A 25,558-nucleotide genomic window follows, 5' to 3' on the forward strand; every position below is an offset into this window, starting at 1 on the left:
CCTTCTGCGGAGGCTCGCAAAAGGCAGTCAGAACTCGGTTCAATTACATATCAAGAAACACGCCTCCTGATTTCTTTCTGCAAAACGGACTGAACCATGATGTCTCGTGATGGGCCCGCGCGCTCCATACGACTGTTAACCTGATCCAATTCATTGGCAAGTGCGTCTAGTTCAAGAGTTCTGGCATAGTTATTCACCTCACCTCTCTGCACGCCCATATACCTTTCATACCGTTCTCCAGCGGCATTATCGGGAGTAGAGCCAAGCGACTGCACTCGGCTGTTACCTTTTTTTACAACCGAGCGCTCTGGCAAATTTAAATTTTCAAATAACTGAAACTGCTCAGCAATTTCGCGATCATTAAATAGCTTCTCAAATGGAATAGTATCGCCACCGGTGGGTGCAGCTTTAGGCATGGCGCCAACAGCCCTGTTACCTTGAGTGGGGTTTGTTTTCGTTACCGGCAAGCTGGTGCTCTTTTTTTTTTGCGCTTTGGGTTTCATGCCAAACAATCTTCTGAAAAAGGTCCCGATACCCCAGAAGTGACCAGTCGGGTCACTACGGTTAGTGGGATCTCCTGCGCAATATACATAGGCATTGAACCCGCCCGCCCCAAATGGGCTCCAACTGTCCGGGCTACTGAACCGCATCATGACCGGGCTGAACTGCCTATAGCCTCTCCCCAGATGATAATGTCCCGTGGCTGGGTCTGGCCGCTCGCCATTGAAGGCAAGCAACGACAGCAAACCGCTGCCCTGAGAGTGATGACCGTAGGGAGAGTAAATCTGTGACTCGTGCCGTTCCCCGTTATGCATCGATAACACAGAGCGCTGCGGGTCGCAGGCCGCTAACGCGGTGGGCAAGTGCACGGCACTGTGATTTTTCTGCGCCAGAACTTGTCCATCAGACTGAAGGATACGCCAGCGTCCGTTGCCACTTAACTCAATGGAGATCGTCTCTTTGCAATAAAAAACTTGCCGGGTATTTTGTTTGGCGTTGGGAATGGTCGGCATGAACATTAACCTCAGTGGCTTCAGATGTTCGAAAGACTGGCGCCATAGCAAAGAAAAAACCACTAGCAGAAATGCCAGGTCAATCCAGACCCACTCAATCTTTTCAGATCATACACACAGTCATTGTGGACGGTGGGTATGTGGGAAGTGTATGCGGAGGGCTTTTTCAGCCCCCACTTGAAATCAGGGCGGCGCATGATCTCAAAGGCCACAGCAATCCAGGCATGCGCCCGCACGCATGGTCAAAGGTCTGTGAACAACCGCACGAGAAAGATCAGGCCTTCAACGCTTTCTTTGGATAAATATCATACCGGCTCGACTTGCCCTCCAGGCTATGGCTCGGCTTTGGTCCATCAATGATCGGTGCCTTGCGCGGCCGCTTCACCACCACCCGGTGGCTGGCCAGCGCCAGCGCGGCTTCGAGCAAAGCCGGGGCATCCAGGTCATCGCCGACCAATGGCCGGAATACGCGCATTTCCTTTTTCACCAGGGCGCTCTTGTCCCGGTGCGGGAACATGGGGTCAAGGTAGATCACCTGCGGTGCCTCCCCCTCCCAGTTGCGCATACGCTCGATGGCGTTGCCTGTCAGCAGCCGCATGCGGCCGACGATAGGCCCTACCTCGTCATCCGACCGGGCTCGCGTCAGGCCGTCTTCCAGCAAGGCGGCTATCAGCGGCTGGCGCTCGATCAGGGTCATCTGGCAACCCAGGCTGGCCAGCACGAACGCGTCCTTGCCCAAACCCGCCGTGGCATCTAGCACTTGTGGCCGCACGCCTTGGGCGATGCCCACGGCCTTGGCGATCATCTGCCCGTTGCCACCGCCAAACTGGCGCCGATGGGCTGCCTGGCCTTCGACGAAGTCCACCCGCACTGGCCCGGGTGCCTGCGGGCCCAACTGCTGGATCTGCAAGCCATCGGCGCCCACCTGCACAGCGAAACCGGCGGCATCGTCCTGCAGCGGCAGGCCCAGGCGCTCGGCCCATGCCGTAGCCTGTTGCGCATATTCAGCCGACATCGCTTCGACTCTGATACCCGTGCCTTGCTCTTCCATCATCCACACCTGAAAATTCGAACCAAGCCCTTAATGAATCGGCACCATCGGCCGATACAGGCAATATCCCGCTATTCTGCCAGAGCACAACGCGCACGACTGCCATGACAGATACTCTTCCCATCGGCTTGACCTACCTGTCGCCCGTCGGCAACTACGGTCGGCAGAATACCCAGGCACTGGGGGGCGTCAGCCACCTGTGGCAGGATTTCTTTGCCCGCGCCATGGCCGAGCAGCAAGGGGATGAGGCAGACAGCACCCATCAGGCGCTGGCGCAGTACGACAAAATCAGCGGCGAGCCGATTGGCGGGGCCAGGGCCCTGGCCCTGATCGATGCCCAACGCGCCTGCCCCGTGCACGACACCATCGTTGCACCACCCGAGCCTCTGTTCCTGCCCAAGGCTGAGCTGGAAGCCAACCTGCTGGAGCCAGCGCCGGAGCCATTCAGCGCCGCCGAGATGATTCAGCAGCAGCGCCAACTGGACATCAGCAACAGTTGGCTGCGCCCAGTGGTCATGAGCCAGGGTCAGCCGCTTGCCGAGCCAGGCCCTGCGCCCTCCCCGCGCCCGTTGCACCTGCCTATCGCCGAGTTCGAGACGGGCCTGCTCGACCCCGCGCCGGAGCCATTCGACGCAGCGACCATGGCCAAGCAGCAGAACGATCTGGAATTCGACATCCACTGGGCGCGCCCGGTAGTGCTGAACAACGTTCGCATCCACGCCTGAGCTTAACGGCAGATCTGCCACAGCCCCATGTCCAGGTGAAAGTGATTGCGGTGGGCGGCATTGTATTCCGGCCCCAGCACCGTACTGAAGCTCTTACAGGCCGCTTGCTGCACTTGCCGCAGGAATGCCGCCTTTTGCCCGCCTGCCTGCCAGTCCCGCGCCAGCACGATCCGCTGCCCGTCCTGCAGGCGAAAGCCGCTGATATCCAGCGCATTGGCCGTGGCATGCTGACTGAGCCGGCCCTGCTTGCGGTTATAGACGTTGCGGCAGGCGAAGCTGCCCAGATGATCGACCTGCGCCACCGGCTGGCCAAACACCTGCTGCGCTGCAGGTTGCAAGCCATGCTTTTCGAACAGCGCATAGGCCACCGCCAACGGGCAACTGGCCAGGAAGCTGCTACTCAACCGCGCCTGGCCTTGTTCTATACGCCAGACGTTTTGCAACGGGCAATTGGCCGATGCCGGGCTATCGGCCTGCGCCCGATAGCGCAGGCTCGTGGTCGCCAACGCTTGGCGGCACAACTGCGGATCATCACGCAGACGCGAAAGCTTATAGGGCGTCAGCAGGTTCGGCGGCTGACGAACGTCCAGTGCTGCCCACGGATCCCAGGCCTGCGGCAGGCGCCAACCCCACTGCCAGAAAAGGCCTGCTACCAGCAGCAGCCCGCACAGCAGCACCAATGCGCGCACCGCGCTTCAGCGCCGGAACAGGTCGTTGAGCTGGGCGAACGGCAACGCCTGCTCACCATAGCTGAACGTACCCTGGTCACGAACTTCCAATGCCGCGCGCTGAAACGCACCGAGCGCCGCACGGGCCAGCGAAGAGCCCACGCTGATGCGGCGTACGCCCAAGTCCTGCAACTGATTGACGCTCAATGGCACACCCGCCAGCCCCATCAGCACATTGACAGGTTTCGGCGCCACCGCCTGTACCACCGCGCGAATCTCTTCGACAGTGCGCAAACCCGGCGCATAGAGCACGTCGGCGCCCGCTTCGGCATAAGCCTGCAGACGCAGGATGGTGTCATCCAGGTCCATTTGCCCGTGCAGCAGGTTTTCCGCGCGGGCGCAGAGCATGAAAGGAAATGGCAGGCTGCGCGCCGCCTGCACTGCAGCCCTCACCCGCTCTACGGCCAGGCCCAGGTCATAGATCGGCGCGTCGCTGCGCCCACTGGCATCTTCGATCGAGCCGCCGACCAACCCTGCTTCAGCGGCACGCAGGATGGCGTGGGCACAGTCTTCAGGCAGGTCACCAAAACCATTTTCCAGGTCGGCGGCAACGGGCAAGGCAGTGGCATCGACGATCATCCCGGCGTTGTCGAGTGTCTCGTCCAGGCTCAGCGCCGCTTCGGCATCCGCTCGCCCAAGGCTGAAGGCAAGGCCCGCACTGGTGGTAGCCAGCGCCTCGAAGCCGAGGCTTGCCAGGAGCTTGGCGGAACCGGCATCCCACGGGTTGGGGATGACGAACGCGCCATCGCGCTCGTGCAGGGCTTTGAAGGCTTCGGCACGCAGGGTTTGTACATCCATGATCACAACCTCCGGCTGGTCGGTAAGGGTCAAAGTAGCCCCAGTTGTTCGACCTCAGGGGCGCGTGGCAATTCCGGCAAAGCTGCCAACCCCGGCAAGCGCGCCATCAGCCGCTGATGAAAACGCTGAGCCAACGCGGCGGCCAGGCGGTTGTCCGAGGTGTGCAGGAAGATGTACGGGCTACGGCCTTCCTCGATCCAGCTGGCGACCTTTTCAACCCACGGCGAAAGGAACGCTTCATTGGCGTCGAGCTCGGGATGGCCGATAAAACGGACCTGGGGGTGCTGGCTGAAAGCTGCGGGGCGCAGCGCAACCCTGGGCTTCTTGGCTTGCGCGTCGAGCACGGCGGCCTCACGCGAGGTACAGCTGAACAATGCACGCGAGTCCAGGCAGATACGTTCAACACCGCGCTCGTGCAGCAAACGGTTGAGCAGGCGCTCCTCCTCACCCTTGGAGAAAAAAGCCTGGTTACGCACTTCCACCGCCACAGGCACACCGATTTCATCGAGAAAATGCCCCAGCTCAGCCAGGCGAGCCGGGCCGAACTGAGCCGGCAATTGCAACCAGTACGGTGACACCCGCTGGCCAAGGGGCGCCATCAGCCGGGTGAAGTCCAGCGCGGCTTCCAGCCGCTCGCGCAGGTCGCCTTCATGGCTGACATCACGGGGGAACTTGGCAGTAAAACGAAAGTGCCCAGGCATGACCTGCGCCCACCGCTCGACAGTGCTCGGCGCCGGGCGGGCATAGAAGGTGGTGTTGCCCTCGACGGCATTCAGCACCTGGCTGTAAAGGCCAAGAAATTCGCCGGTGCGGGCGTCAGCGGGATACAGGTAGTCGCGCCAGGCGCTTTCGCTCCATGACGGGCAACCCAGGAAATAAGGCAGGTGGGATGAACTCATCCCTCAAATGTACAGGTCCAGCCCCAGCACTTCCATGTCCCAATCGGTAAAACCGGCAGTACTGAGGTAGCTGGCCAGCGCAGTGGCCGTGCGGCGGTCACGGGCACGTGGGAAAACCATGTCTTGCTGGCGGGCCGGCAAGCCACCGGGACGGCGGCGCGGCGCCGCTTCCGGAGCAGCCTCGCCCTCTTCGACGAGCTCGGCATCGTCGATGCTCTCATCGCGCACCGCCGCTTTGCGCGGCGCGCGCTTTACCGGATAGGACTGCGGTGAGAAACCGTCGATACGCATGATGAGCACTCAGGACCAATGATGGCAATTTAGCAGCATCAGGGTTCCATCGCTAATGCTCTAGTGATAACTGGACCACAGTTTGCGACAAAGGTTTTATCGACAGCCGCGATAACCGACGAACAGCCGTCAGCGGGCTTTGGGCGTAGCTACGTTATCGCGCAGGTAAACCGGTTGCGCCTGATCGGCAACGATTGCCTCGCCGCGCGCCCAGGCGAAGCTGGCCAAGCTGAGGATGTCCAGCGCATTGGGCAGCGCCGCAGGGTTGCTGGCACTGGCCTGCACGGCCAGACGCTCGGCGTAGCCCCAGCCGGTGCCGGCCCCGTACCAATCGCCGCTGCTGCCATCAGGCAACGCCACGCGCTCCGGTGGCAGCACCGCTTCCAGGCCTTGCAGGCGCATTTCGCCCTCCACCGCCTTGTAGCAACCCCAGTACACCTCGTCCATGCGTGCATCGATGGCAGCCGCTACCTGCTGCGCGCCATGCTCGCGCAACGCACCCTGGGCCAGCGCGGCCAGGTTGGACACTGGCAGTACCGGGCGCTCCAGGGCGAAAGCCAGGCCTTGCACCACGCCGATGGCGATGCGCACGCCGGTGAAGGCGCCGGGGCCACGGCCGAAGGCAATGGCATCGAGGGCATTGAGCGCCACGCCGGAGTCGCCCAGCAGCTGCTTGATCATCGGCAGCAGCTTCTGCGCATGCATGCGCGGGATCACCTCGTAATGGCTGGTTACCTTGCCATCATGCAGCAGCGCGACGGAACAGGCTTCGGTGGCGGTATCCAGGGCCAGCAGGGTGGTCATCGAACGGGTATCCAGGAGCAAGTGAAAAGAGCGGCAGTATAAACGACAACGGCCCGCAAGCGGGCCGTCGTGACACACGGTGATGGATCAGCTCAGGGCTGCCAGCACTTTGGCGGTGATTGTATCTACCGAACCCACGCCTTCGATGTGGCTGTACTTCGGCTTGCCAGCGTTGGCGGCCGACAGCTTCTGGTAGAAGTCCACCAGCGGCTTGGTCTGGGTGTGGTAGACCGACAGGCGATGACGCACGGTTTCTTCCTTGTCGTCGTCGCGCTGAATCAGGTCTTCGCCAGTAACGTCGTCCTTGCCTTCCACTTTCGGCGGGTTGTACTGAATGTGGTAGGTACGGCCCGAGGCCAGGTGCACGCGGCGGCCCGCCATGCGGCCGACGATCTCTTCGTCGTCGACGGCGATCTCGACCACTGCATCGATGTCGACACCGGCAGCGACCATGGCTTCAGCCTGCGGAATGGTGCGTGGGAAACCGTCGAACAGGCAGCCGTTGGCGCAGTCTGGCTGGGCGATGCGCTCCTTGACCAGGCTGATGATCAGCTCGTCGGAGACCAGCTGGCCGGCATCCATGACTTTCTTGAGCTCCAGGCCCAGCGGGGTACCGGCCTTGACGGCAGCACGCAGCATGTCACCGGTGGAGATCTGTGGGATACCGAACTTCTCGGTGATGAATTTTGCCTGAGTACCTTTACCGGCCCCGGGAGCTCCCAGCAGAATTACGCGCATCTCGTGCTCCTCAAATTTTTTTATGAAATTCAATGGATTCGGCAACCAGGGCCAAGTCCGGAAAATCGGGTATGACCATAAATCGGTCAGAAGGCTGCTCAAGATACACAGCGCCCGTCAGCCAGACAAGCTTCCCAAAGTTGCAGGAATGGGCCATCTGTAGCCAAGGCTGCAGGCGGTTGCGCCCAGCGCAACCACCTTCCCTGCCCTGGTTTGGCCCGCAGGGCGGCCTTGCGCGCGGGCAGCCAGCCGTGGCCTCAGCCTGTGTTGCGCAGGCCTGCGGCAATCCCTGCCACTGTCACCAGCAGGGCCTGCTCCAGCGGGCTGTCCAGAGCGGCTTCACGGCTGCGGGAGCGCGCCAGCAGCTCGGCCTGAAGCTGATGCAGCGGGTCCAGGTAGGTGTTGCGCAGGCTGATGAATTCCAGCGTTTCCGGGCTGTGCGCCAGTAGCACCTGCTGCCCGGTCAGGCCCAATACCACCTGACAGGACTGCGACAATAGGTCGCGCAGATGTGCACCTAAAGGAAGCAACTGCGGTTGCACCAGACGTTCGTCGTAGGCCTCGGCAATCTGCGCATCAGCTTTGGCTAGGACCATCTCCAGCATGTCGATGCGGGTACGGAAGAACGGCCACTGCTCACGCATCTGCGCCAGCAACTCACCCTGCCCCCGTGCCAATGCATTGCTCAGCGCGGTCTCCCACCCCAACCAGGCCGGCAGCATCAGGCGCGTCTGGGTCCAGCCGAAGATCCATGGAATGGCACGCAGGCTTTCGATGCCACCGGCACGACGCTTGGCCGGGCGGCTGCCCAGCGGCAGGCGCCCCAGCTCCTGCTCGGGTGTGGACTGGCGGAAATACTCGACGAAATCCGGGTTCTCCCGCACCACGCGGCGGTAAGCCTTGACGCCATCGGCGGCCAGTTGGTCCATCAAGGCGCGCCAGGCCGGCTCAGGGGGTGGCGGCGGCAGCAAGGTGGCTTCCAGCACCGCCGCCAGGTACAGGTTGAGGTTCTGCTCGGCGATACCTGGCAAACCAAACTTGAAGCGGATCATCTCGCCTTGCTCGGTGGTGCGAAACCGCCCTGCCACTGACCCCGGTGGTTGCGAGAGGATCGCCGCGTGGGCCGGGCCACCGCCGCGGCCGACAGTGCCGCCACGGCCATGGAACAGCAGCAGTTCGACCTGATGCTCACGGCAGATGCGTACCAGATTTTCCTGCGCCCGATATTGGGCCCAGGCCGCGGCGGTGGTCCCGGCATCCTTGGCCGAATCGGAGTAGCCGATCATCACTTCCTGCGGCCCACGCAAGCCCGCACGATAGCCCGGCAGGCCGAGCAGCCGCTCCATCACAGGGCCCGCGTTGTCCAGATCGGCCAGGGTTTCGAACAGCGGCACCACGCGCATCGGCCTGGTCAGGCCGGCTTCCTTGAGCAGCAACTGCACAGCCAGTACATCCGATGCAGCGCCCGCCATGGAGATGACATACGAACCGAGCGATGCGCCCGGCGCCGCAGCGATCTCGCGACAGGTGGCAAGCACTTCGGCAGTGTCCGCCTGGGGCATGAAGTGGGCCGGCAGCAATGGCCGGCGGTTTTTCAATTCGGCCTGCAGGAACGCGATACGCTTGTCTTCATCCCAGTGCGCATAGCTGCCCATGCCCAGATAATCGGTGATCTCCGACAGCGCGTCACGGTGTCGGGCGGCATCCTGGCGCACGTCCAGGCGCCCCAGAAACAGGCCAAAAGTCACCGCACGGCGCAGACTGTCGAGCAATGGCCCATCGGCAATCACGCCCATGCCACATTCGTGCAAGGACTGGTAGCACAGCTCCAGCGGCGCGATCAGGTCACGGTTGTCCACCAGCACATCGGCACTGGCCGGCTGGGTAGCGGTGAGCGACGCATGGGCCCAGGCGCGCGTCGCCCGCAAGCGGTCACGCAATTGCTTGAGCACGGCGCGGTAGGGCTCGGGGGTGTCCCCTACCCGCTCGCGCACAGCGCTGTTGGCCTGCTGCATGGACAACTCTGCCGCCAGCGCGTCGACATCGCGCAAAAACAGGTCGGCCGCCATCCAGCGTGCCAGCAGCAACACTTCGCGGGTCACTGCGGCGGTCACGTTGGGGTTGCCATCACGATCGCCGCCCATCCACGAGGCAAAGCGCACAGGTGCCGCTTCCAGCGGCAGGCGCAGGCCAGTGGCGTCGAACAGCGCCTTGTCCACCTTGCGCAGGTGGCTGGGGATGGCATGCCACAGGGAATGCTCGATCACCGCGAAGCCCCATTTGGCTTCGTCTACAGGCGTTGGCCGGGTGCGCCGGATTTCTTCTGTGTGCCAGGCCTCAGCGATCAACCGGCGCAGGCGCTCGCGCACTTGCTGGCGCTCGACCGGGGTCAAATCACGATGGTCTTGCACGGCCAACTGGCCGGCAATGGCATCGTACTTCTGGATCAATGTGCGGCGTGCCACTTCGGTGGGATGCGCGGTGAGCACCAGCTGGATATCGAGCTTGGCCAATTGCCTGGCCAAGGCATCGTCCTTGTGCCCGGCCTGCTTCAGACGCGCCAGCAGCTCAGGCAGCACCCGCGCCTCGAAAGGCTCAGGCTGCTCGGCATCACGGCGCCGGATCAACTGGTACTGCTCGGCCATGTTGGCCAGGTTGAGGAACTGGTTGAAGGCACGTGCCACCGGCAACAAGTCTTCTTCAGCCAGGTTCGCCAAGGTAGAACTCAGCTGTTCGCCAGCGCTGCGCCGGTCCGCCTTGGCGCTATGGCGAATGTCCTCGATTTTCTGCAGAAACGCGTCACCGTGCTGCTGGCGAATGGTTTCGCCAAGCAACTCCCCCAACACATGGACATCTTCACGCAAGCGCACATCGATATCAGTCATTGGCCCTCTCTTCGGCGCGGCTCGCCCGCGCTCTGCTCAGGAAACAGCACTGGCCCAAGAGTGCCCACAGCGGGGCCGCCATGGCAAGCCACGACCGGTAAAGCAAACTAAAGTAAAAGTGCAGCAGTCCGATGCAATGCAGCCTTTCCGAGGCGTTTACAGAGGTCATCATGAAAATCCGCGAACTCGCCCAGCACTGGGAACAGAACGCCGCAGGCACCCTGAGCCCGACCGGCCATACCTTGCACCTGGACCTGGAGTCGGAGGCGCGCCTGGCGGCGCTCATCGACATGTACCCCAAGCGCACCGCCGAGGAACTGCTCGGTGAGCTGGTCGCAGCCGCGCTCGAGGAGCTTGAAGCCAGCTTCCCCTACGTGCAGGGCAACAAGGTCATTTCCACCGATGAAGAAGGCGATCCGCTGTACGAAGACATAGGCTCTACACCGCGCTTTCTGGCGCTTTCAAGGCGCCATCTGCACACCCTCAGCAACCCCGGCGACGGCAGCGGAAACTGACGCGCCTGCCTCCCGTTCCGGGCTGCCCTCCAGCCCGGAATACCGCTTCTGACAGTGGAAGTTCCGCTCACACACCACTGACCGATCAGTCAGAAATAGTTGGCATTTTTTTCTGAACTATTCAAAAAACGACCCAGTCACAGCCAATAGCCATCACGCTAAAACCCTGCACACTGTCGTCGTGCACCGTTGAGCTGAAGCACACGGCGATGCCAGGGATTGAGCGATGGGATGGACTGCTACGGACATCGTCGTTATCAGGAGTGATCCAATGGAGCTGACCACCATGAAGACCCGCACTTCGAAACTTTCCTCCACTCATGTGCGCGGGTTCAAGCTGGCCGCGCTGGCCCTGGGCAGTAGCCTGGTCCTGGCCGGCTGTGCGGGCAACCCGCCCACCGAGCAGTATGCCGTCACCCAGTCCGCCGTGAACTCCGCCGTCAGCGCTGGCGGTACCGAGTTCGCCGCCGTTGAAATGAAAGCGGCGCAGGACAAGTTCAAGCAGGCCGAAATCGCCATGCACGACAAGAACTACGAGGACGCCAAGCGTCTGGCCGAGCAGGCCGAATGGGACGCTCGCCTCGCCGAACGCAAGGCCCAGGCGGCCAAGGCCCAGAAGGCCGTGCAGGACGCCCGCCAGGGCGTTCAGGACGTACGTCAGGAAGGCCTGCGTAGCGCTCAGTGAGCGCCGCCCAGCCTGCCTTAGCCTTCGCACTCGATCAAAGGATGAACACTATGCGCAAACACGTCATGATTCCCGCCCTGCTGGCCCTGAGCGTCGGTCTCGCTGCCTGCTCGCACGACCCGAACGCCAACCTGGAGTCGGCCCGCACCAACTTCTCGTCGCTGCAGAGCGACCCGCAGGCGAGCAAAATCGCAGCCCTTGAAACCAAGGACGCACAAGACTGGCTGAACAAGGCCGACAAGGCCTACATGGAGCGTGAGGACAGCAAGAAAGTCGACCAGTTGGCCTACCTGACCAACCAGCGCGTTGAAGTGGCCAAGCAGACCATTGCCCTGCGCTCGGCCGAAAACGAGCTGAAAAACGCCTCGGCCCAACGTGCCCAGGCCAAGCTCGATGCCCGTGACGCGCAGATCGCCAAGCTTCAGGACAGCCTGAACGCCAAGCAGACCGACCGCGGTACGCTGGTGACCTTCGGCGATGTACTGTTCGACTTCAACAAGGCCGAACTCAAAAGCAGCGCCTTGCCCAACGTGACCAAGCTGGCCCAGTTCCTCCAGGAAAACCCTGAGCGCAAGGTCATCGTCGAGGGTTACACCGACAGCGTCGGTTCGGCCAACTACAACCAGACCCTGTCCGAGCGTCGCGCCGGTGCCGTGCGCATGGCGCTGGTACGTGCAGGCGTGGACCCTGCGCGCATCGTCGCTCAAGGCTACGGCAAGGAATACCCGGTTGCTGACAACAGCAGCAACTCGGGCCGTGCGCAAAACCGCCGGGTGGAGGTGACCATCTCCAACGACAACCAGCCGGTAGCGCCGCGTTCGGTGAGCCAGGTGCAGTAAGGCTCACAGGTCGATAAAAGGACCCCGCCTTCATGGCGGGGTTCTTCTTTTTCATCGTTGGTTCGAGCGGGTCATTGCACTTGTTGCGGGGTCTGCTCACCCATGCAACGCACCGCACGCTTGCGGTTGTCGACCAGTACCCCGGTAAGGCCCTTTTGCGCTGTGTCGAACAGCACCAGCACACCGTCCACACACTGCGCCACCTGCGGCGCTGGGTCGAGGGAAACCTTATAGTCCTCACCAGGTACGGTCTTGAGCATGGTGAAATCCTGCAGCAACAACGCATCCTCCGGCTTGGCGAAATGCAGGTAGCCGTAATACCACAGAGCCCCCACCGTCACGATGATGCTGCCGACACCGGTCAGGATCAGCGGGATGGCGTTGCGTTCTTCACTCATTGCTTGTTCTTCTCGTCAGGGTAGTTGGGCACTTCGGCCAGCCGCCGCAGGCCGTTGAAATGGCGGGGGTCATCAAGAAAACGCACCATCACCTGGCGCCAGACCGGGTCGGCAAAGGTCTGTACATGGCCGCCGCGGGTCAGTTGCAGCACCCGTGGTGGCGGTGCGTGCTGGTACAGGCGAATGCCGTTGTTCATCGGTACCAGGTTGTCGTCGATGCTATGGAAGAACAGCTTGGGTGGGCTGCTCAGGCGCTCGACCGAACGGATCGCGCTGTCACCATCGGGTACCAGCCAGGACAACGGCACCTGCAAGGGCCAGGTCAACCACGATGTGCTCAGCGCAAAGCGCCCGACATCGCGGTAACTGGCCGGCACGCCATCGAACACCAGTGCGCTGAAGCGCAGGCATTGCTCGGGGTGGGCTGCCAGGTAGTGGATGGCCATTGCCCCGCCCAGGCTCTGCCCCAGCAATACCAGGGGTTTGCCCTTGACCTCGGGGGCCTGGTCGAGCCATGCCATGGCCGCTGCGATGTCATTGTAGACCTGTGGCAAGCCGGGCTTGCCCTGGGACAGGCCATAGCCCCGGTAATCGATCATCAGCACCTGATAGCCCTGCTCCGGCAGCCAGTAGCTACCGCCCAGGTGCCCAGCCAGATTGCCGCCATTGCCGTGCAAGTGCAGCACCGTGCCCTTGACCTCGACACCCGCCTTGGCCGGCAGCCACCAGCCATGCAGGCGGACGCCGTCGGCGGTGGTCAGGGTGACATCGCGGTACTGCAGCTTGGCACGCTCGGGCGTGAACGGCTGGCCCGGTTCCGGGTAGAACAACAGGCTGCTGCACCCGCCCAGGCCCAACAGCGCCAAACCCAGGACCAGGCAGCGGCAGCGCTCAAAGAATGTTCGCGTAGTCGGCTTCAATGCGATCAAGGCTCAGGTGGTTGAGGAAGTTGGAGAAGCACATCCAGGCCGACAGCGCATTGAGGTCGCGAAACTGCTCCGGCAGGTACTTGGGCGGTTCCACCAGGCCTTCTTCGACCAGCTGACGCAAGGTACGCATGTCTTCGAGGGTAGTCTTGCCGCAGAACAGCAGCGGAATCTGCTCGAGTTTGCCCTTTCTCACGGCCAACTGAATGTAGTTGTAAACCATGATGAAACCCTTGAGGTAGGACAAATCCTTGGTAAATGGCAGACCATTGGGCACCGAGCCGCGGAACACCCGGCTTGCATTGCTGTAGCTCTGCGCCATTTCAAAGCCCTGGGCGCGGAAAAACTCGAACACCTGGAGGAAATCGGCGCCCTCCTCGACCATATGGATGGCGCGCGTGCGGTTGGTGAGCTTGCGCAGACGGCTGGGGTAAGAGGCGAAGGCGATCACCTCCATGAGAATCGCCAAACCCTCCTGAGTCACCGTCGACGAAGGCGGGCCCTTCGACAGGAAGGTGCAGATCGGCTGGTTCAGGCCGTTGAGCGTGGTGCCCACATGCACCAGCCCCTCGTGCACTTCCAGCGCGCGCACATCACGGCTGTTGAACATGGCGTCAGCGCGCACCTTGATGTAGTCGGCCCCTGCCGCCGCATCGGCGACGATCCCATCGGACTCGAACACCCGGATGGTTTCCTCGGCCTCGCCGAACACCTTGTTCAGGCGGCGCTGGAGGATGTCCACGGCCTCCTTGGCAGTCAGGTTTTTCGGCTCGTCCTTGAGGTCACCACGGCCGTCGATGTTGTTCAGGTAATCGGAAAGCATCAGGCCAAGGTCGGCCAGCGTCGGGTCGCCAGCGTGGAAGGCATCGGACGCCGCGCCATAGAGTTCCTGGGAGATCAGGCCGAAATCCTCGGTGCCGCGTGCTTCGAGCATGCGCACCACCATGCGGTACTCCTTGCACATGCGCCGCATGATCTGCCCCACCGGGTTGAACTGCCCCAATTGTCGGGTGATGTCGCGCTCGATGCTCTGGAACTCGGCCTTGACCGCACTTGAGTCGAACGACAGCGGCCGCGACTGGTAATAGGCGCGGTCCACTGCAGGCGGCTCTTTGCCCTTGGCCTTCAGAAAGCCCTGGCGGATGTTGTCATCCCACTTGACCGCATCGAGCACACGTATAGGGGTTTGCGCGGTGACGATGCGATCGGACAGTGCGCGTATGGTCTGCTGGTACTCGTCCACCGGGAACTCCTTTCTAGAACAAGGCACCTGTACAGGCCCCTCGCCGGCACGCCGGCGAGGGGCCTGTACGGTCATTTGCCGCTGCGCTGGAAGCGCGCCACCTCGACGAACAGGTCGGAGTTGGCCGGGTCATCCAGATAGGCCAGCACCCGCTCCGACGGGCTGTCGATCAGCACGCCCTCACCGTTGTCCTCCGGTACCTCCGTGTTGCGCCCGGTCAGCTCTTTTTTCTCGACCGCCTGCTGCACCTGTTCCACATCAAGGTTGTAGATCACCAGTTCCTTGCCATCGACGATATCGAAACCGCCAATCAGGAAATGGCCGCCCAGGCGCTTGGGTACACCGGCAGAGAGGTACCAGCGGTTGCCGTGGCGTGACACGGTGAATACGTACTCTTCGGGTTTCTTGCCCTTGGCCGTGGCCACGGCCTTGTAGGCATCGGCGCCGCTGCGGCTGATGGCTAGCTTCAGTGGCTCGCCCCAGGCGTCCTTGCTGCTCCACTTGCCCAGCAGGGCCTTGGGCGCCGCCTGATTGCTCGGCAACGGCTCATGGAAGGTCACCAGACAACCGCCCAGCAGGAGGAATGACAACGTCAACAACACCACACGCCAGGCTTTCATCAGGTTCTCCTTGAAAGTTCGTTCTCGGCTCAGGCCGATGCCAGCACCAGGTGCAGGTAACGGGTAAGCATAGCGAGCATCTGCCCATCGGCTTGCGCATCGGCATCCTTGAGCAGGCCCTGATATTCCATCTGCTCGATAATCGCCGTCAACATCTGGGCGTCCTGTTCCGGTTGCTGCGAGCCGACCACCTGCAACAGCTGGCGCGTGCCATGCAGCAGAATCTGCTCGTGGGCGCACACCAGTTCGGCCAGGCGCGGGCACAGCAGCGCTTCCTGGCGGAAGGCTTGCTCGGCCATCAGGAAGTCGCGGCGGTTGACCAACTGACGGGAAACGTAGTCGGCAGTCATCTGCGCCACTTCGTCAGCCAGACGCGCCCTTGATTGCGCACTGCCATCACCCTGGGCAAGCAGCTGGCGCAGCACCACTTCGGTATTGGCCCACAGCTTGGCCATGTAGGCGGCGCTGCGTTCGACGTATTGGGCGAAGGTATCGGTGAGCAGGTCCTCGATATCCTTGAAGTAGTAGGTCGTGGCCGACAGCGGCACACCGGCCTCGGCGGCGACCGCACGGTGGCGCACGCCACGCACGCCATCACGCACGACAATGCGCATGGCGGCGTCGAGGATCAACTGGCGGCGCTGTTCGCTGCCTTGGCGGGCGGTCTTGCGACCCTGGTATTGCACGCTTTCGGCGACGGCGGTGGCAATGCCGGCGGCGCCTTGCTGGGCCATTGCGGGTGTCACGGGTGTACCTCATTGATCTTGGGGTGACTGCACCGGCCCTTTCGCCGGCTTGCCGGCGATAGGGCCCTGACAAACAACATAAGGCTTCAGGCAAGAAAAAGCCGCCCCGAAAGGCGGCTTGTTCAATTCACTCAGGCCTGTGGGCGCATGTGCGGGAACAGGATCACGTCGCGAATCGACGGCGAGTTGGTCAGCAGCATCACCAGGCGGTCGATGCCGATGCCTTCACCAGCAGTCGGTGGCATGCCGTACTCCAGGGCGCGAACGAAGTCGGCATCGTAGTGCATGGCTTCGTCGTCACCGGCGTCCTTCTCGGCCACCTGGGCCAGGAAGCGCTCTGCCTGGTCTTCGGCGTCGTTGAGCTCGGAGTAGGCGTTGGCGATCTCGCGGCCACCGATGAACAGCTCGAAGCGGTCGGTCACGGCCGGGTTGTCGTCGTTGCGGCGGGCCAGCGGCGAAACTTCGAACGGGTATTCGGTAATGAAGTGCGGCTGCTCCAGCTTGTGCTCGACCAGTTCTTCGAAAATCATCACCTGCAGCTTGCCCAGGCCCTCGTGGCCCAGCACCTTGGCACCGGCTTTCTTGGCGATGTCACGGGCACGCTCGACATCCTGCAGGTCGGCCGCAGTCAGTTCAGGGTTGTACTTGAGGATCGAGTCGAACACCGACAGGCGCACGAACGGCTCACCAAAGTGGAACACCTTGTCGCCATACGGTACATCGGTGCTGCCCAGGACCAGCTGGGCTAGCTCGCGGAACAGTTCCTCGGTGAGGTCCATGTTGTCACGGTAGTCAGCGTAGGCCTGGTAGAACTCGAGCATGGTGAACTCGGGGTTGTGCCGGGTCGAAACGCCTTCGTTACGGAAGTTGCGGTTGATCTCGAACACTTTCTCGAAACCACCGACCACCAGGCGCTTGAGGTACAGCTCCGGCGCGATACGCAGGAACATGGCCATGTCCAGGGCGTTGTGGTGGGTTTCGAACGGTTTGGCCGCGGCACCGCCAGGAATGGTCTGCAGCATCGGCGTTTCGACTTCCAGGAAGTCGCGGTCGATGAGGAACTTGCGGATATGCGAGATCACCTGCGAACGCACACGGAAGGTGTGGCGGGTTTCTTCGTTGACCATCAGGTCGACATAACGCTGGCGGTAGCGCTGCTCGGTATCGGTCAGGCCGTGGTGCTTGTCCGGCAGCGGGCGCAGCGACTTGGTCAGCAGGCGTACGTTGGTCATTTCAACGTACAGGTCGCCCTTGCCGGAGCGGGCCAGGGTGCCTTCGGCGGCGATGATGTCGCCCAGGTCCCAGGTCTTGACCGCAGCCAGGGTTTCTTCCGGCAGGGTCTTGCGGTTGACGTAGACCTGGATGCGCCCGGTCATGTCCTGGATCACCATGAACGAGCCACGGTTGAGCATGATGCGACCGGCTACCTTGACCGGGATCGCTGCAGCTTCCAGCTCTTCCTTGGTCTTGTCGACGTATTGCTTCTGCAGGTCGTTGCAGTAGCTGTCGCGGCGGAAGTCGTTGGGGAAGGCCTGACCCTTCTCGCGCTCGGCGGCAAGCTTTTCCTTGCGCAGGGCGATCAGGGTGTTTTCTTCCTGTTGCAGGTCTTGCGATTCGGTCTTGAGGTCGCTCATGTCGTCATTCTTTCCATCAGGTATTCGTTGCCCTTTTCGGGCAGGGCACGCGATGCCGGCGTGCGGGCATCGCGGCGGTGGTGTGCGGCTTACAGCCCCTGCTTGAGGCTCGCTTCCAGATACTGGTCGATGTCGCCATCCAGCACCTTGTTGCAGTCGCTGCGCTCGACGCCGGTACGCAGGTCCTTGATACGCGAGTCATCCAGCACGTAGGAGCGGATCTGGTGGCCCCAGCCGATGTCCGACTTGCTGTCTTCCAGCGCCTGGGAGGCGGCGTTGCGCTTTTGCATTTCCAGCTCGTACAACTTGGCCCGCAGCATTTTCATGGCGGTGTCCTTGTTGGCATGCTGGGAGCGTTCGTTCTGGCACGCCACCACGGTGTTGGTCGGCACGTGGGTGATACGTACCGCCGAATCGGTGGTGTTCACGTGCTGACCACCGGCACCGGAGGAACGGTAAGTGTCGATGCGCAGGTCGGACGGGTTGATGTCGATCTCGACCTTGTCGTCGATCTCGGGCGACACGAACACCGCCGAGAACGAGGTGTGGCGACGGGCACCGGAGTCGAACGGGCTCTTGCGTACCAGGCGGTGCACGCCGATTTCGGTGCGCAGCCAGCCGAAGGCGTACTCGCCCTTGATGTGCACGGTGGCGCCCTTGATGCCGGCGACTTCGCCCTCGGAAAGCTCGATGATGGTGGCGTCGAAACCGCGCTTGTCGGCCCAGCGCAGGTACATGCGCAGCAGGATGTTGGCCCAGTCCTGCGCTTCGGTACCGCCAGAGCCGGCCTGGATGTCCAGGTAGGCGTTGTTCATGTCCATCTCGCCGCTGAACATGCGACGGAACTCAAGCTGGGCCAGTTTTTCTTCCAGGCCTTGCAGCTCGGTCACGACGTCGCTCACGGCGCTTTCGTCATTTTCCTCGACGGCCATGTCGAGCAGATCCTGGCAGTCGGCCAGGCCGCCGGACATCTTGTCCAGGGTCTCGACGACCTGCGCCAGCATGGCACGTTCGCGGCCCAGGGCCTGGGCGTACTCGGGCTTGTTCCAGACGGCCGGGTCTTCCAGCTCGCGGTTGACTTCGATCAGGCGGTCAGCTTTTTGATCGTAGTCAAAGATACCCCCGAATGGACTGGGAACGCTCGGTGAGGTCCTTGATGGTGTTCAGGATCGGTTGGATTTCCATGGCGCGCGGCTCTCGTACGAATTCGGTGAAAAGCCCGCGAGTATAACCGATCCAGGGAGCTGCGGCAGCCCGTTGGGCAGCCGCTTGAACCTCAGGCGATACCGACCTGGTTACGCCCGCTGTTCTTGGCCTGGTACAACCCCTTGTCGGCTGCCGAGATCAATTGCCGACAATGGCTGCCGATCGCCGGCGTCTGGGTCGCCAGGCCGATGCTCACGGTCAGGCGCGAATCGTCTTGCGATGCCGTATGCGGGATATTCAGGCCATGTATGGTCTGGCGCAGCTTCTCCGCGACCAGCCGCGCACCGCCCGGGGAGGTGTTGGGCAATACCAGCGCGAACTCCTCGCCCCCGTAGCGCGCCGGCAGGTCGGTAGGCCGTGAGCAGGAGCCGCGGATGGCCTCTGCAACCTGGCGCAGCGCTTCATCACCTGCCAGGTGGCCGAAGCTGTCGTTGTAGACCTTGAAGTAGTCGACATCGATCATCAGCAGCGACAACTGCTGCTGCTCACGCATGGCCCTGCGCCATTCCAGTTCCAGGTACTCATCGAAATGGCGGCGGTTGGACAGACCGGTGAGGCCATCGGAGTTCATCAGCCGCTGCAGCATCAGGTTGGTGTCGAGCAGTTGCTGCTGGCTCACGCGCAGCGCCCGGTAGGCCTCGTCACGCTGCAGCAGGGTCAGGTACGAGCGGGAGTGGTAGCGGATGCGAGCCACCAGTTCGATGGTATCCGGCAGCTTGACCAGGTAGTCGTTGGCCCCGGCAGCGAAGGCCGCACTTTTGACCAAAGGGTCTTCCTTGGTCGACAGAACGATGATCGGGATGTCCCGGGTAGCCGGATTGTTACGGTATTCGCGCACCAGGGTCAGGCCGTCGAGGCCCGGCATGATCAGGTCCTGGAGGATCACCGTAGGTTTGATGCGCATGGCCTGAGCCACCGCCTGATGGGGGTCGGCGCAGAAATGGAAATCGATGTTTTCCTCATGGGCCAGGCCACGACGCACCGCTTCGCCGATCATCGCCTGATCGTCGACCAGCAAGACCATCGCCGAATTTTCATTGGCGGTCGCAAACCCTTCGATCGGTAGATCAATCATCCCTATTCACCTGATCACGGCCGCAGGGGCGGTGTGATTCAATACATATCGTCATTGTGCAAAGATTTCCATCAGGCGCCCGGCGATTCGCTCCAGCGGACGGATTTCCACCGCTGCATCGATTGCCGCGGCGGCTTTGGGCATACCGTAGACTGCGCTGCTGGACTGGTCCTGAGCAATGGTCAGGAAGCCTTGCTGGCGCATCAGTTTCAGGCCTTGGGCACCATCGCGGCCCATGCCGGTGAGCAGCACGCCCACCGCCTGCCCGCGCCAATAGCGCGCCACACTTTCGAAGAACACATCGATTGAGGGCCGGTAGATTTCGTTGACAGGTTCGGCAGTGTAGGCCAACTGGCCGTTGTTCAGCAGGCGTATGTGGTGATTGGTGCCCGCCAGCAGGACCTGCCCAGGCTGCGGCGGCTCCCCTTCACGGGCCAGGCGCACCGGCATGCCGCAGGCACTGCCAAGCCATTCTGCCATGCCGGCAGCGAACACCTGGTCAACATGCTGGACCAGCACGATGGATGCCGGGAACGCTTTGGGCAGGCCCTTTAGCAGCACCTCGAGGGCCGCAGGCCCGCCGGCCGATGAGCCGATCGCCACCAGGCCGCGGCGCTGGGCGGCATCGCGTAACGGCGCGGCGACCGGTTTGGTCGCGCTGGGCCGCTGTTGGCCGATCAACCAGCTGATGTTGAGGATCTTGCGCAGCAACGGCGCCGCCGCTTCCCGCGCATCACCCGCGCCCAGCGCCGGGGTGTCGACCACATCAAGGGCCCCATGGCCCATGGCCTCGAACACGCGGTGCACGTTCTGCTTGCGGTCGACGGTGACGATGACGATGGCACACGGCGTCTCGGCCATGATCCGCCGGGTCGCCTCCACACCATCCATCACCGGCATGATGAGGTCCATGAGAATCAGGTCGGGCGTTGCCTGGGCACACTGGCGCACGGCCTCGGCGCCATTGCTGGCCACCCAGATCACCTCATGCGCAGGCTCCAGGGCCAGGGCCCGGCGCAACGCCTCTACCGCCATGGGCATATCGTTGACGATGGCGATCTTCATCCTTGAGCACCTCCGATCAGTTCAACCACGGCGTCGAGCAACGCATCGTCGTGGAAGCTGGCTTTTGCCAAATAGTAGTCGGCGCCAGCGTCCAGGCCTCGCCGTCGATCTTCTTCGCGGTCCTTGTACGACACCACCATCACAGGCAGCGACTGCAGGCGCTGGTCGCGGCGCACCAAGGTGACCAGCTCGATACCGTCCATTCGCGGCATGTCGATGTCGGTGATCAGCAGGTCGAAATCCTCGCTACGCAGTGCATTCCAACCGTCCATGCCATCGACTGCCACGGCCACCTCGAAACCGCGGTTGCTCAGCAGCTTGCGTTGCAGCTCGCGTACGGTGAGCGAGTCGTCGACAACCAGAATGCGCTTGCGGCTGGCGCCACGGCCTGCCTGCACGCCGCGCTCGATGCGCTCCAGGCGGCCGGTGCTGAGCAGTTTCTCGACCGAGCGCAGCAAGTCTTCGACATCGACGATCAACACCACCGAACCGTCGTCCAGCAGCGCCCCCGCGGAAATGTCCTGGACCTTGCCCAGCCGTGCATCGAGCGGCATCACGACCAGCACCCGCTCACCGATCAGCCGCTCCACGGCCACACCGTAAAGCTGTTCACGTTCGCGGATCACCACGACCCGCAAAGCGCTTTCATCACCTTGCGCGGCGGGCCGGTTGAGCAACTGGCTGGCCGCCACCAGACCGATATGCCGGCCCTCGTGCCAAAAATGCTGACGCCCCTCGATTTGCACGATCTGCTCGGCCGTCACCTCCAAGGTGCGCTCGATATGCGCCAGCGGGAACGCATAAGCCTCCCCGCCGACTTCCACCACGAGGCTGCGTACCACCGAAAGGGTCAACGGCACTTCCAGATGGAAGCGGCAGCCCTGGCCGGCCTGCTGGGTCAGCTCGATCGAGCCGCGCAGGTCCCGCACCAGATGCTGCACCGCGTCCAGGCCAACACCGCGGCCGGAGACTTCGGTCACTTTGTCGCGCATGCTGAAGCCCGGCAGGAACAGGAAGGTCAGCAGCTCCGCCTCGCTCATCTGCGCCACGGTGTCCGCCGGGGACAAGCCGCGCTGAACGATACTGCGCTGCAGCCGTTGCAGGTCGATGCCGGCGCCGTCATCGCTCAGTTCAAGGATCAACAGGCCGGCCTGATGGGAGGCTCGCAGGCGTATTGCACCTTCTTCCGGTTTGCCCGCCAACAGCCGCTGCTCGGGCAATTCAATACCATGGTCGACTGCATTGCGCAGCAGATGGGTCAACGGCGCTTCGAGCTTTTCCAGCACATCGCGGTCGACCTGGGTCTTTTCACCGTCTATCTGCAGACGCACCTGCTTGCCCAGCGAGCGGCCCAGGTCTCGCACCATACGGCTCTGGCCGGTAAGCACATCGGCAAACGGGCGCATGCGGCAGGCCAGGGCTGTGTCGTACAGCAACTGCGCCCGCTGGCTGGCCTGCCAGCCGAATTCGTCAAGGTCGGCGGTTTGCTGTTGCAGGATGTGCTGGGTTTCCATCAGCAGCCGTTGCGCCTGGGCCAGTGCTTCCAACACCGGCAGGCTCTGGCCGCTGCCTTCCAACTGGGCTTTCAGGCCATCGAGGGCGCGCATGCCTTGGCCGTGCATGCGCTTGAGGCGCTGCAGGGTGGCCAGATAGGGTTTGAGGCGCTGGGTCTCGACCAGCGACTTGCTCGACAAGTCGAGCAGGCTGTTGAGCCGATCGGCAGTTACCCGCAACACCCGCTCGCCACCTTGGGCGCCGCGCTTGGATGCCCTGCGCGGCACGGGAGGCTCTGCTTCGGGCTCAAGCTCGGGGGTAACCAGCTCGACCGTGGGCAATGGTGTCTGGGCCGGCACGCTGGAAGGCACAGGTGCACCGGGAGGGTCCAGCAAGCCAGCCATCTGGGCCAGAAAACCGGGTACCGCGCCCTCACCGGCAGGGTCCCCGGGCGTTGCGACATGCAACAGCAGGTCGGTACCGCGCAGCAAGGCATCGATATGTTCAGCGCGCAGCAGCAGCCGGCCTTCCTGGGCCGCTACCAGGCAATCTTCCATCACATGGGCCACGCTGACCCCGGCGTCGATGCCCACGATGCGTGCAGCACCCTTCAAAGAGTGCGCAGCACGCATGCAGGCTTCCAATTGAGCGGCCTGGGTCGGGTTGCGCTCCAGCGCCATCAGCCCTGTGATGAGCACCTGGGTCTGAGCTTCGGCTTCCAGGCTGAACAGCTCGAGCAACGATGCGTCGCGCATTTGCTCAGGGGTCATGACAGGCTCCGCTGCACGGCAGACAGTAGTTGTTGTTCGTCCAGCACACGCACGCTGCGCCCGCGCCACTGCAGTACGGCGGCGGTGAACGGTGCAGTATCTTCAGTGGCGCCCGGTAGTGTGAACTCCAGGCGATGAATACCGTCGATCTCGTCCACCGCCAGCACCACTGGCCCGCCTGCCGCCGCCAGAATCAACATGCGCGGCATCGCCCGGCTGCTGCGCGCAGGCTCCGGCAAGCGCGCCAGCCCCAGCATTTCGCTCAGCGACAGGCACGGCACCAGTGCGCCACGCACATTGGCTACCCCTTGCAGCACCCTGGAACGCTGATGCGGCAATGAATGTACCGGCTGCACCGGGGCGATCTCGGCCAGGCAGGCGGTCGCCAAGGCCAGCCACTCCTCACCCAGACGAAACAGCAGCAGCGAGCGCCCGACGCTGGACTCGACCTGCGCCGCCTCGTGCAACTGATCGTCCTGAGCCAGTGCATAGCGGTCCAGCAGACGGGTAGCGGCCGCAGCATAGACTTCACAGTTGCGACAATGGATATGCCTTTGCAGCAGCGGGCATTGCTTGTCGCCGTGCACGCCGATCCGGTTCCAGCAATCGTCGATGCGCTCATCGTCCTGGGCGAGCAGCGCAATTGCGTGTTCGACGCTCATCGTTCAGCCCCCCTGCCAGCGCGTGCCGCGCGTTCGTGCAAGCGGCGAGCGCCGGCTTCGTCGCCTTGGGCCGCCAGCAACATGGCCAGGTGCAGCAACGCCTCAGGGTGCTGCGGCTCCAGGTACAGGGCTTTGCGGTAGTGCGTCTGGGCTTGCCGGGCATCGCCTTCGGTATCGCTGAGCAGTCCCAGCCAGTAATACACCTGAGCCTTGGGCTCGAACTGCTGCAGGTAGCGCTGGCAATTGGCACGCGCTTGCGTGCCCTCACCCGCGTTGGCCTGCCTCGCGATGAGGGCCAGCAACTCACTTTCGCTCTCGCGCTGCACCACTGTGGGCGGGGCAACCGCAACCGAGCGCAAGGGCCGCGAAATGGGCGCAGGGGCAGGCACGGGGCGGCTCGGTGCGAGTGGCGCCGGCGGGATGAGCCGAGGCTGTGCTGGCGCATCCAACGGCTGGCGAACGTAGGCGAACGACTGGGCAATGCCCAGCGGCCGCATACCCAGCCTTGCCAGAAGGCTGCCCTCGGCCGGCCCGATAAACAGTACGCCGTGCTCGTGGGTAAGGCGCTTGAGCACCTCGAACACGCGCTGCTGGGTCGCCACGTCGAAGTAGATCAGCAAGTTGCGGCAGAACACGAAGTCGTAATAACCGTCACGGCTGCCCAGCGCCGGGTCGAGCACGTTGCCCACGGCCAGGTTCACCTGTGCACGCACCCGCTCATTCAGCTCATGGCCTTCGGCGAGCGCGTGGAAGTGGCGCTCGCGAAAGGCCAGATCAACGCCGCGGAACGAGTTGCGACCGTAGACCGCCTGCACGCCCTTGGCCACCGAATTGGGGCTGATGTCGATACCGTCGATGCGAAACGCAGCCGGGTTCATGCCTGAATCGAGCAGTGCCATGGCCAGGGAATAAGGTTCTTCACCCGTGGAGCACGGCAGGCTCAGCAAGCGTAGCGGCCGCTCGCCGGCAAGTTCGGCCAGGCGTTTGTGGGCCAGCCCGACCAGCGCGGTAAACGACTCCCGGTAGCGGAAGAACCAGGTTTCCGGGACGATCACCGCTTCGATAAGCGCCTGTTGCTCATCTGCCGATTGCTGCAAGCACAGCCAATAGTCGTGAAGGTCTTGGGCGTTGACCGCGACACGGCGCTGCTGCAAGGCACGCTCGACCATGGGCGCGCCGACCGATTCGACATCCAGGCCGATGCGCTCTTGCAGAAAGCGGAAAAACCGTTGCTCGCTCATGCCGACACCTGCCCCGACTGTTGTGGGAACAGCAGTTCGCGCACAGTATCAGACAGCAAGTCATCGACCTCGATACGCTGTAGCAGGCCGTTGGCGTCCTGGCGAACCGGGCCCAGGTAACGCGCTTCGGGGTTGTCCAGCCCATACGGCTGAAACTCCTCAGCGAGGCAGCGCAAGGTCTCGGTAGCCTGTTCAAGGATCAGCCCCAACTGATGCTCGCCGCGATAGCGCACCAGCACCAGCCGTGTGCTGGTGCGCGCAGTGGCAGGCTGACCAAAGCTCAGGGCCGACAGGTCGACCACCGGCACCAGCACGCCACGATGGGCAACGATGCCGGCAACCCAGGCCGGCGCCTGGGCGATCGGCTTGAGTGGCAGGCGAGGCAGCACTTCGACCACCTGGCGCACATCCAGGGCGAAACGTTGGTCATTGAGACGAAATAGCAGGTACAGCTTGCCCTTGGCGCTGGCCGCTGCTGCCGCATGCGTGTGCAGGTCAGTCATGGCG

The 25,558-nt window shown here is 62.8% G+C and carries 26 protein-coding genes; 4 read left to right on the plus strand and 22 right to left on the minus strand.

Annotated features, from left to right (window positions below):
* Nucleotides 1-50: 50 nt before the first annotated feature.
* On the minus strand, nt 51-1,013 hold the full coding sequence (locus ACMGF5_RS03145) for an RHS repeat-associated core domain-containing protein (protein ID WP_158621140.1): 963 nt from the start codon (nt 1,011-1,013) through the stop codon (nt 51-53).
* A gap of 274 nt (nt 1,014-1,287) precedes the next feature.
* Nucleotides 1,288-2,064 (minus strand): class I SAM-dependent methyltransferase, encoded by a 777-nt coding sequence (locus ACMGF5_RS03150; RefSeq protein ID WP_281870112.1) that lies wholly within the window; start codon nt 2,062-2,064, stop codon nt 1,288-1,290.
* Between the two features lie 104 nt (nt 2,065-2,168).
* Here ACMGF5_RS03150 and ACMGF5_RS03155 point away from each other — a divergent pair, with 104 nt between their 5' ends.
* The gene (locus tag ACMGF5_RS03155; RefSeq protein WP_046784335.1) at nt 2,169-2,789 is read left to right on the plus strand and encodes a hypothetical protein; all 621 of its coding nucleotides are present in this window, start codon (nt 2,169-2,171) and stop codon (nt 2,787-2,789) included.
* A 2-nt stretch (nt 2,790-2,791) separates the two neighbouring features.
* Here ACMGF5_RS03155 and ACMGF5_RS03160 read toward each other — a convergent pair whose 3' ends face one another.
* From ACMGF5_RS03160 to ppc, 7 genes are all read right to left on the minus strand, one after another.
* Nucleotides 2,792-3,478 carry an extensin family protein gene (locus ACMGF5_RS03160; RefSeq protein WP_119687680.1) on the minus strand — a complete coding sequence of 229 codons (687 nt, stop codon included), beginning with the start codon at nt 3,476-3,478 and terminating at the stop codon, nt 2,792-2,794.
* Nucleotides 3,479-3,484: 6 nt separating this feature from the next.
* On the minus strand, nt 3,485-4,315 hold the full coding sequence (locus tag ACMGF5_RS03165) for an isocitrate lyase/PEP mutase family protein (RefSeq protein ID WP_119687681.1): 831 nt from the start codon (nt 4,313-4,315) through the stop codon (nt 3,485-3,487).
* A gap of 29 nt (nt 4,316-4,344) precedes the next feature.
* The gene (locus tag ACMGF5_RS03170) at nt 4,345-5,214 is read right to left on the minus strand and encodes a DUF72 domain-containing protein (protein ID WP_115274021.1); all 870 of its coding nucleotides are present in this window, start codon (nt 5,212-5,214) and stop codon (nt 4,345-4,347) included.
* A 3-nt stretch (nt 5,215-5,217) separates the two neighbouring features.
* Nucleotides 5,218-5,505, minus strand: coding sequence for a hypothetical protein (locus ACMGF5_RS03175; RefSeq protein ID WP_115274020.1), 288 nt, complete (start codon nt 5,503-5,505; stop codon nt 5,218-5,220).
* A 129-nt stretch (nt 5,506-5,634) separates the two neighbouring features.
* A complete protein-coding gene (gene tsaB, locus ACMGF5_RS03180; RefSeq protein WP_046784340.1) occupies nt 5,635-6,309 on the minus strand; it encodes a tRNA (adenosine(37)-N6)-threonylcarbamoyltransferase complex dimerization subunit type 1 TsaB in 675 nt (224 codons plus the stop codon).
* A gap of 87 nt (nt 6,310-6,396) precedes the next feature.
* On the minus strand, nt 6,397-7,047 hold the full coding sequence (gene adk / locus ACMGF5_RS03185) for an adenylate kinase (RefSeq protein ID WP_414157561.1): 651 nt from the start codon (nt 7,045-7,047) through the stop codon (nt 6,397-6,399).
* Between the two features lie 257 nt (nt 7,048-7,304).
* Entirely contained in the window at nt 7,305-9,932 is a 2,628-nt protein-coding gene (gene ppc, locus ACMGF5_RS03190; RefSeq protein ID WP_281870110.1) for a phosphoenolpyruvate carboxylase, read from the minus strand.
* Nucleotides 9,933-10,102: 170 nt separating this feature from the next.
* On the opposite strand from ppc, the gene ACMGF5_RS03195 reads away from it, so the two are divergent.
* The 3 genes from ACMGF5_RS03195 to ACMGF5_RS03205 all read left to right on the plus strand — a co-directional run bounded on the left by ACMGF5_RS03195 (nt 10,103) and on the right by ACMGF5_RS03205 (nt 11,971).
* Nucleotides 10,103-10,447 (plus strand): pilin assembly protein, encoded by a 345-nt coding sequence (locus ACMGF5_RS03195; RefSeq protein ID WP_115274018.1) that lies wholly within the window; start codon nt 10,103-10,105, stop codon nt 10,445-10,447.
* 271 nt (nt 10,448-10,718) lie between these two features.
* Nucleotides 10,719-11,132 (plus strand): DUF4398 domain-containing protein, encoded by a 414-nt coding sequence (locus ACMGF5_RS03200; protein ID WP_012315930.1) that lies wholly within the window; start codon nt 10,719-10,721, stop codon nt 11,130-11,132.
* 50 nt (nt 11,133-11,182) lie between these two features.
* Nucleotides 11,183-11,971, plus strand: a complete 789-nt coding sequence (locus tag ACMGF5_RS03205) for an OmpA family protein (RefSeq protein ID WP_115274017.1) — start codon at nt 11,183-11,185, stop codon at nt 11,969-11,971.
* Between the two features lie 71 nt (nt 11,972-12,042).
* Here the strand turns inward: ACMGF5_RS03205 and ACMGF5_RS03210 are convergent, their stop codons facing one another.
* From ACMGF5_RS03210 to ACMGF5_RS03270, 13 genes are all read right to left on the minus strand, one after another.
* Nucleotides 12,043-12,369 (minus strand): hypothetical protein, encoded by a 327-nt coding sequence (locus ACMGF5_RS03210; protein WP_012315932.1) that lies wholly within the window; start codon nt 12,367-12,369, stop codon nt 12,043-12,045.
* Complete coding sequence (locus ACMGF5_RS03215; RefSeq protein ID WP_404601793.1) at nt 12,366-13,289, minus strand: alpha/beta hydrolase; 924 nt, start codon at nt 13,287-13,289, stop codon at nt 12,366-12,368. The genes ACMGF5_RS03210 and ACMGF5_RS03215 overlap by 4 nt, the downstream gene beginning before the upstream one ends.
* On the minus strand, nt 13,261-14,538 hold the full coding sequence (locus ACMGF5_RS03220) for a flavohemoglobin expression-modulating QEGLA motif protein (RefSeq protein WP_039602209.1): 1,278 nt from the start codon (nt 14,536-14,538) through the stop codon (nt 13,261-13,263). Before ACMGF5_RS03220 ends, ACMGF5_RS03215 begins: the two co-directional genes overlap by 29 nt.
* A gap of 71 nt (nt 14,539-14,609) precedes the next feature.
* Nucleotides 14,610-15,158 carry a hypothetical protein gene (locus tag ACMGF5_RS03225; RefSeq protein WP_115274015.1) on the minus strand — a complete coding sequence of 183 codons (549 nt, stop codon included), beginning with the start codon at nt 15,156-15,158 and terminating at the stop codon, nt 14,610-14,612.
* 29 nt (nt 15,159-15,187) lie between these two features.
* Nucleotides 15,188-15,892: a TetR/AcrR family transcriptional regulator gene (locus ACMGF5_RS03230; protein ID WP_046784346.1), complete on the minus strand. Its 705-nt coding sequence runs from the start codon at nt 15,890-15,892 to the stop codon at nt 15,188-15,190.
* A 143-nt stretch (nt 15,893-16,035) separates the two neighbouring features.
* Nucleotides 16,036-17,538 carry a lysine--tRNA ligase gene (gene lysS, locus ACMGF5_RS03235; protein ID WP_046784347.1) on the minus strand — a complete coding sequence of 501 codons (1,503 nt, stop codon included), beginning with the start codon at nt 17,536-17,538 and terminating at the stop codon, nt 16,036-16,038.
* An 89-nt stretch (nt 17,539-17,627) separates the two neighbouring features.
* Nucleotides 17,628-18,723 (minus strand): peptide chain release factor 2 gene (gene prfB, locus ACMGF5_RS03240; protein WP_115274014.1). Its coding sequence is split into 2 segments (ribosomal slippage): nt 17,628-18,650 and nt 18,652-18,723, totalling 1,095 coding nucleotides; the frame shifts between segments, so codons are not numbered across the junction.
* 91 nt (nt 18,724-18,814) lie between these two features.
* Nucleotides 18,815-19,819 (minus strand): Wsp signal transduction system regulator diguanylate cyclase WspR, encoded by a 1,005-nt coding sequence (gene wspR / locus ACMGF5_RS03245; RefSeq protein WP_174142360.1) that lies wholly within the window; start codon nt 19,817-19,819, stop codon nt 18,815-18,817.
* Between the two features lie 51 nt (nt 19,820-19,870).
* Nucleotides 19,871-20,884 carry a chemotaxis response regulator protein-glutamate methylesterase gene (locus tag ACMGF5_RS03250; protein WP_119687683.1) on the minus strand — a complete coding sequence of 338 codons (1,014 nt, stop codon included), beginning with the start codon at nt 20,882-20,884 and terminating at the stop codon, nt 19,871-19,873.
* The gene (locus ACMGF5_RS03255) at nt 20,881-23,148 is read right to left on the minus strand and encodes a hybrid sensor histidine kinase/response regulator (protein ID WP_119687684.1); all 2,268 of its coding nucleotides are present in this window, start codon (nt 23,146-23,148) and stop codon (nt 20,881-20,883) included. The genes ACMGF5_RS03250 and ACMGF5_RS03255 overlap by 4 nt, the downstream gene beginning before the upstream one ends.
* Nucleotides 23,145-23,810, minus strand: a complete 666-nt coding sequence (locus tag ACMGF5_RS03260; protein ID WP_115274012.1) for a chemotaxis protein CheW — start codon at nt 23,808-23,810, stop codon at nt 23,145-23,147. The genes ACMGF5_RS03255 and ACMGF5_RS03260 overlap by 4 nt, the downstream gene beginning before the upstream one ends.
* Complete coding sequence (locus ACMGF5_RS03265; protein ID WP_115274011.1) at nt 23,807-25,051, minus strand: CheR family methyltransferase; 1,245 nt, start codon at nt 25,049-25,051, stop codon at nt 23,807-23,809. Before ACMGF5_RS03265 ends, ACMGF5_RS03260 begins: the two co-directional genes overlap by 4 nt.
* Nucleotides 25,048-25,554, minus strand: a complete 507-nt coding sequence (locus ACMGF5_RS03270) for a chemotaxis protein CheW (protein ID WP_115274010.1) — start codon at nt 25,552-25,554, stop codon at nt 25,048-25,050. Before ACMGF5_RS03270 ends, ACMGF5_RS03265 begins: the two co-directional genes overlap by 4 nt.
* Nucleotides 25,555-25,558: the final 4 nt, after the last annotated feature.

The sequence above is a fragment of the Pseudomonas sp. BNK-15 genome (assembly GCF_047456105.1).
GTDB lineage: Bacteria > Pseudomonadota > Gammaproteobacteria > Pseudomonadales > Pseudomonadaceae > Aquipseudomonas > Aquipseudomonas putida_E.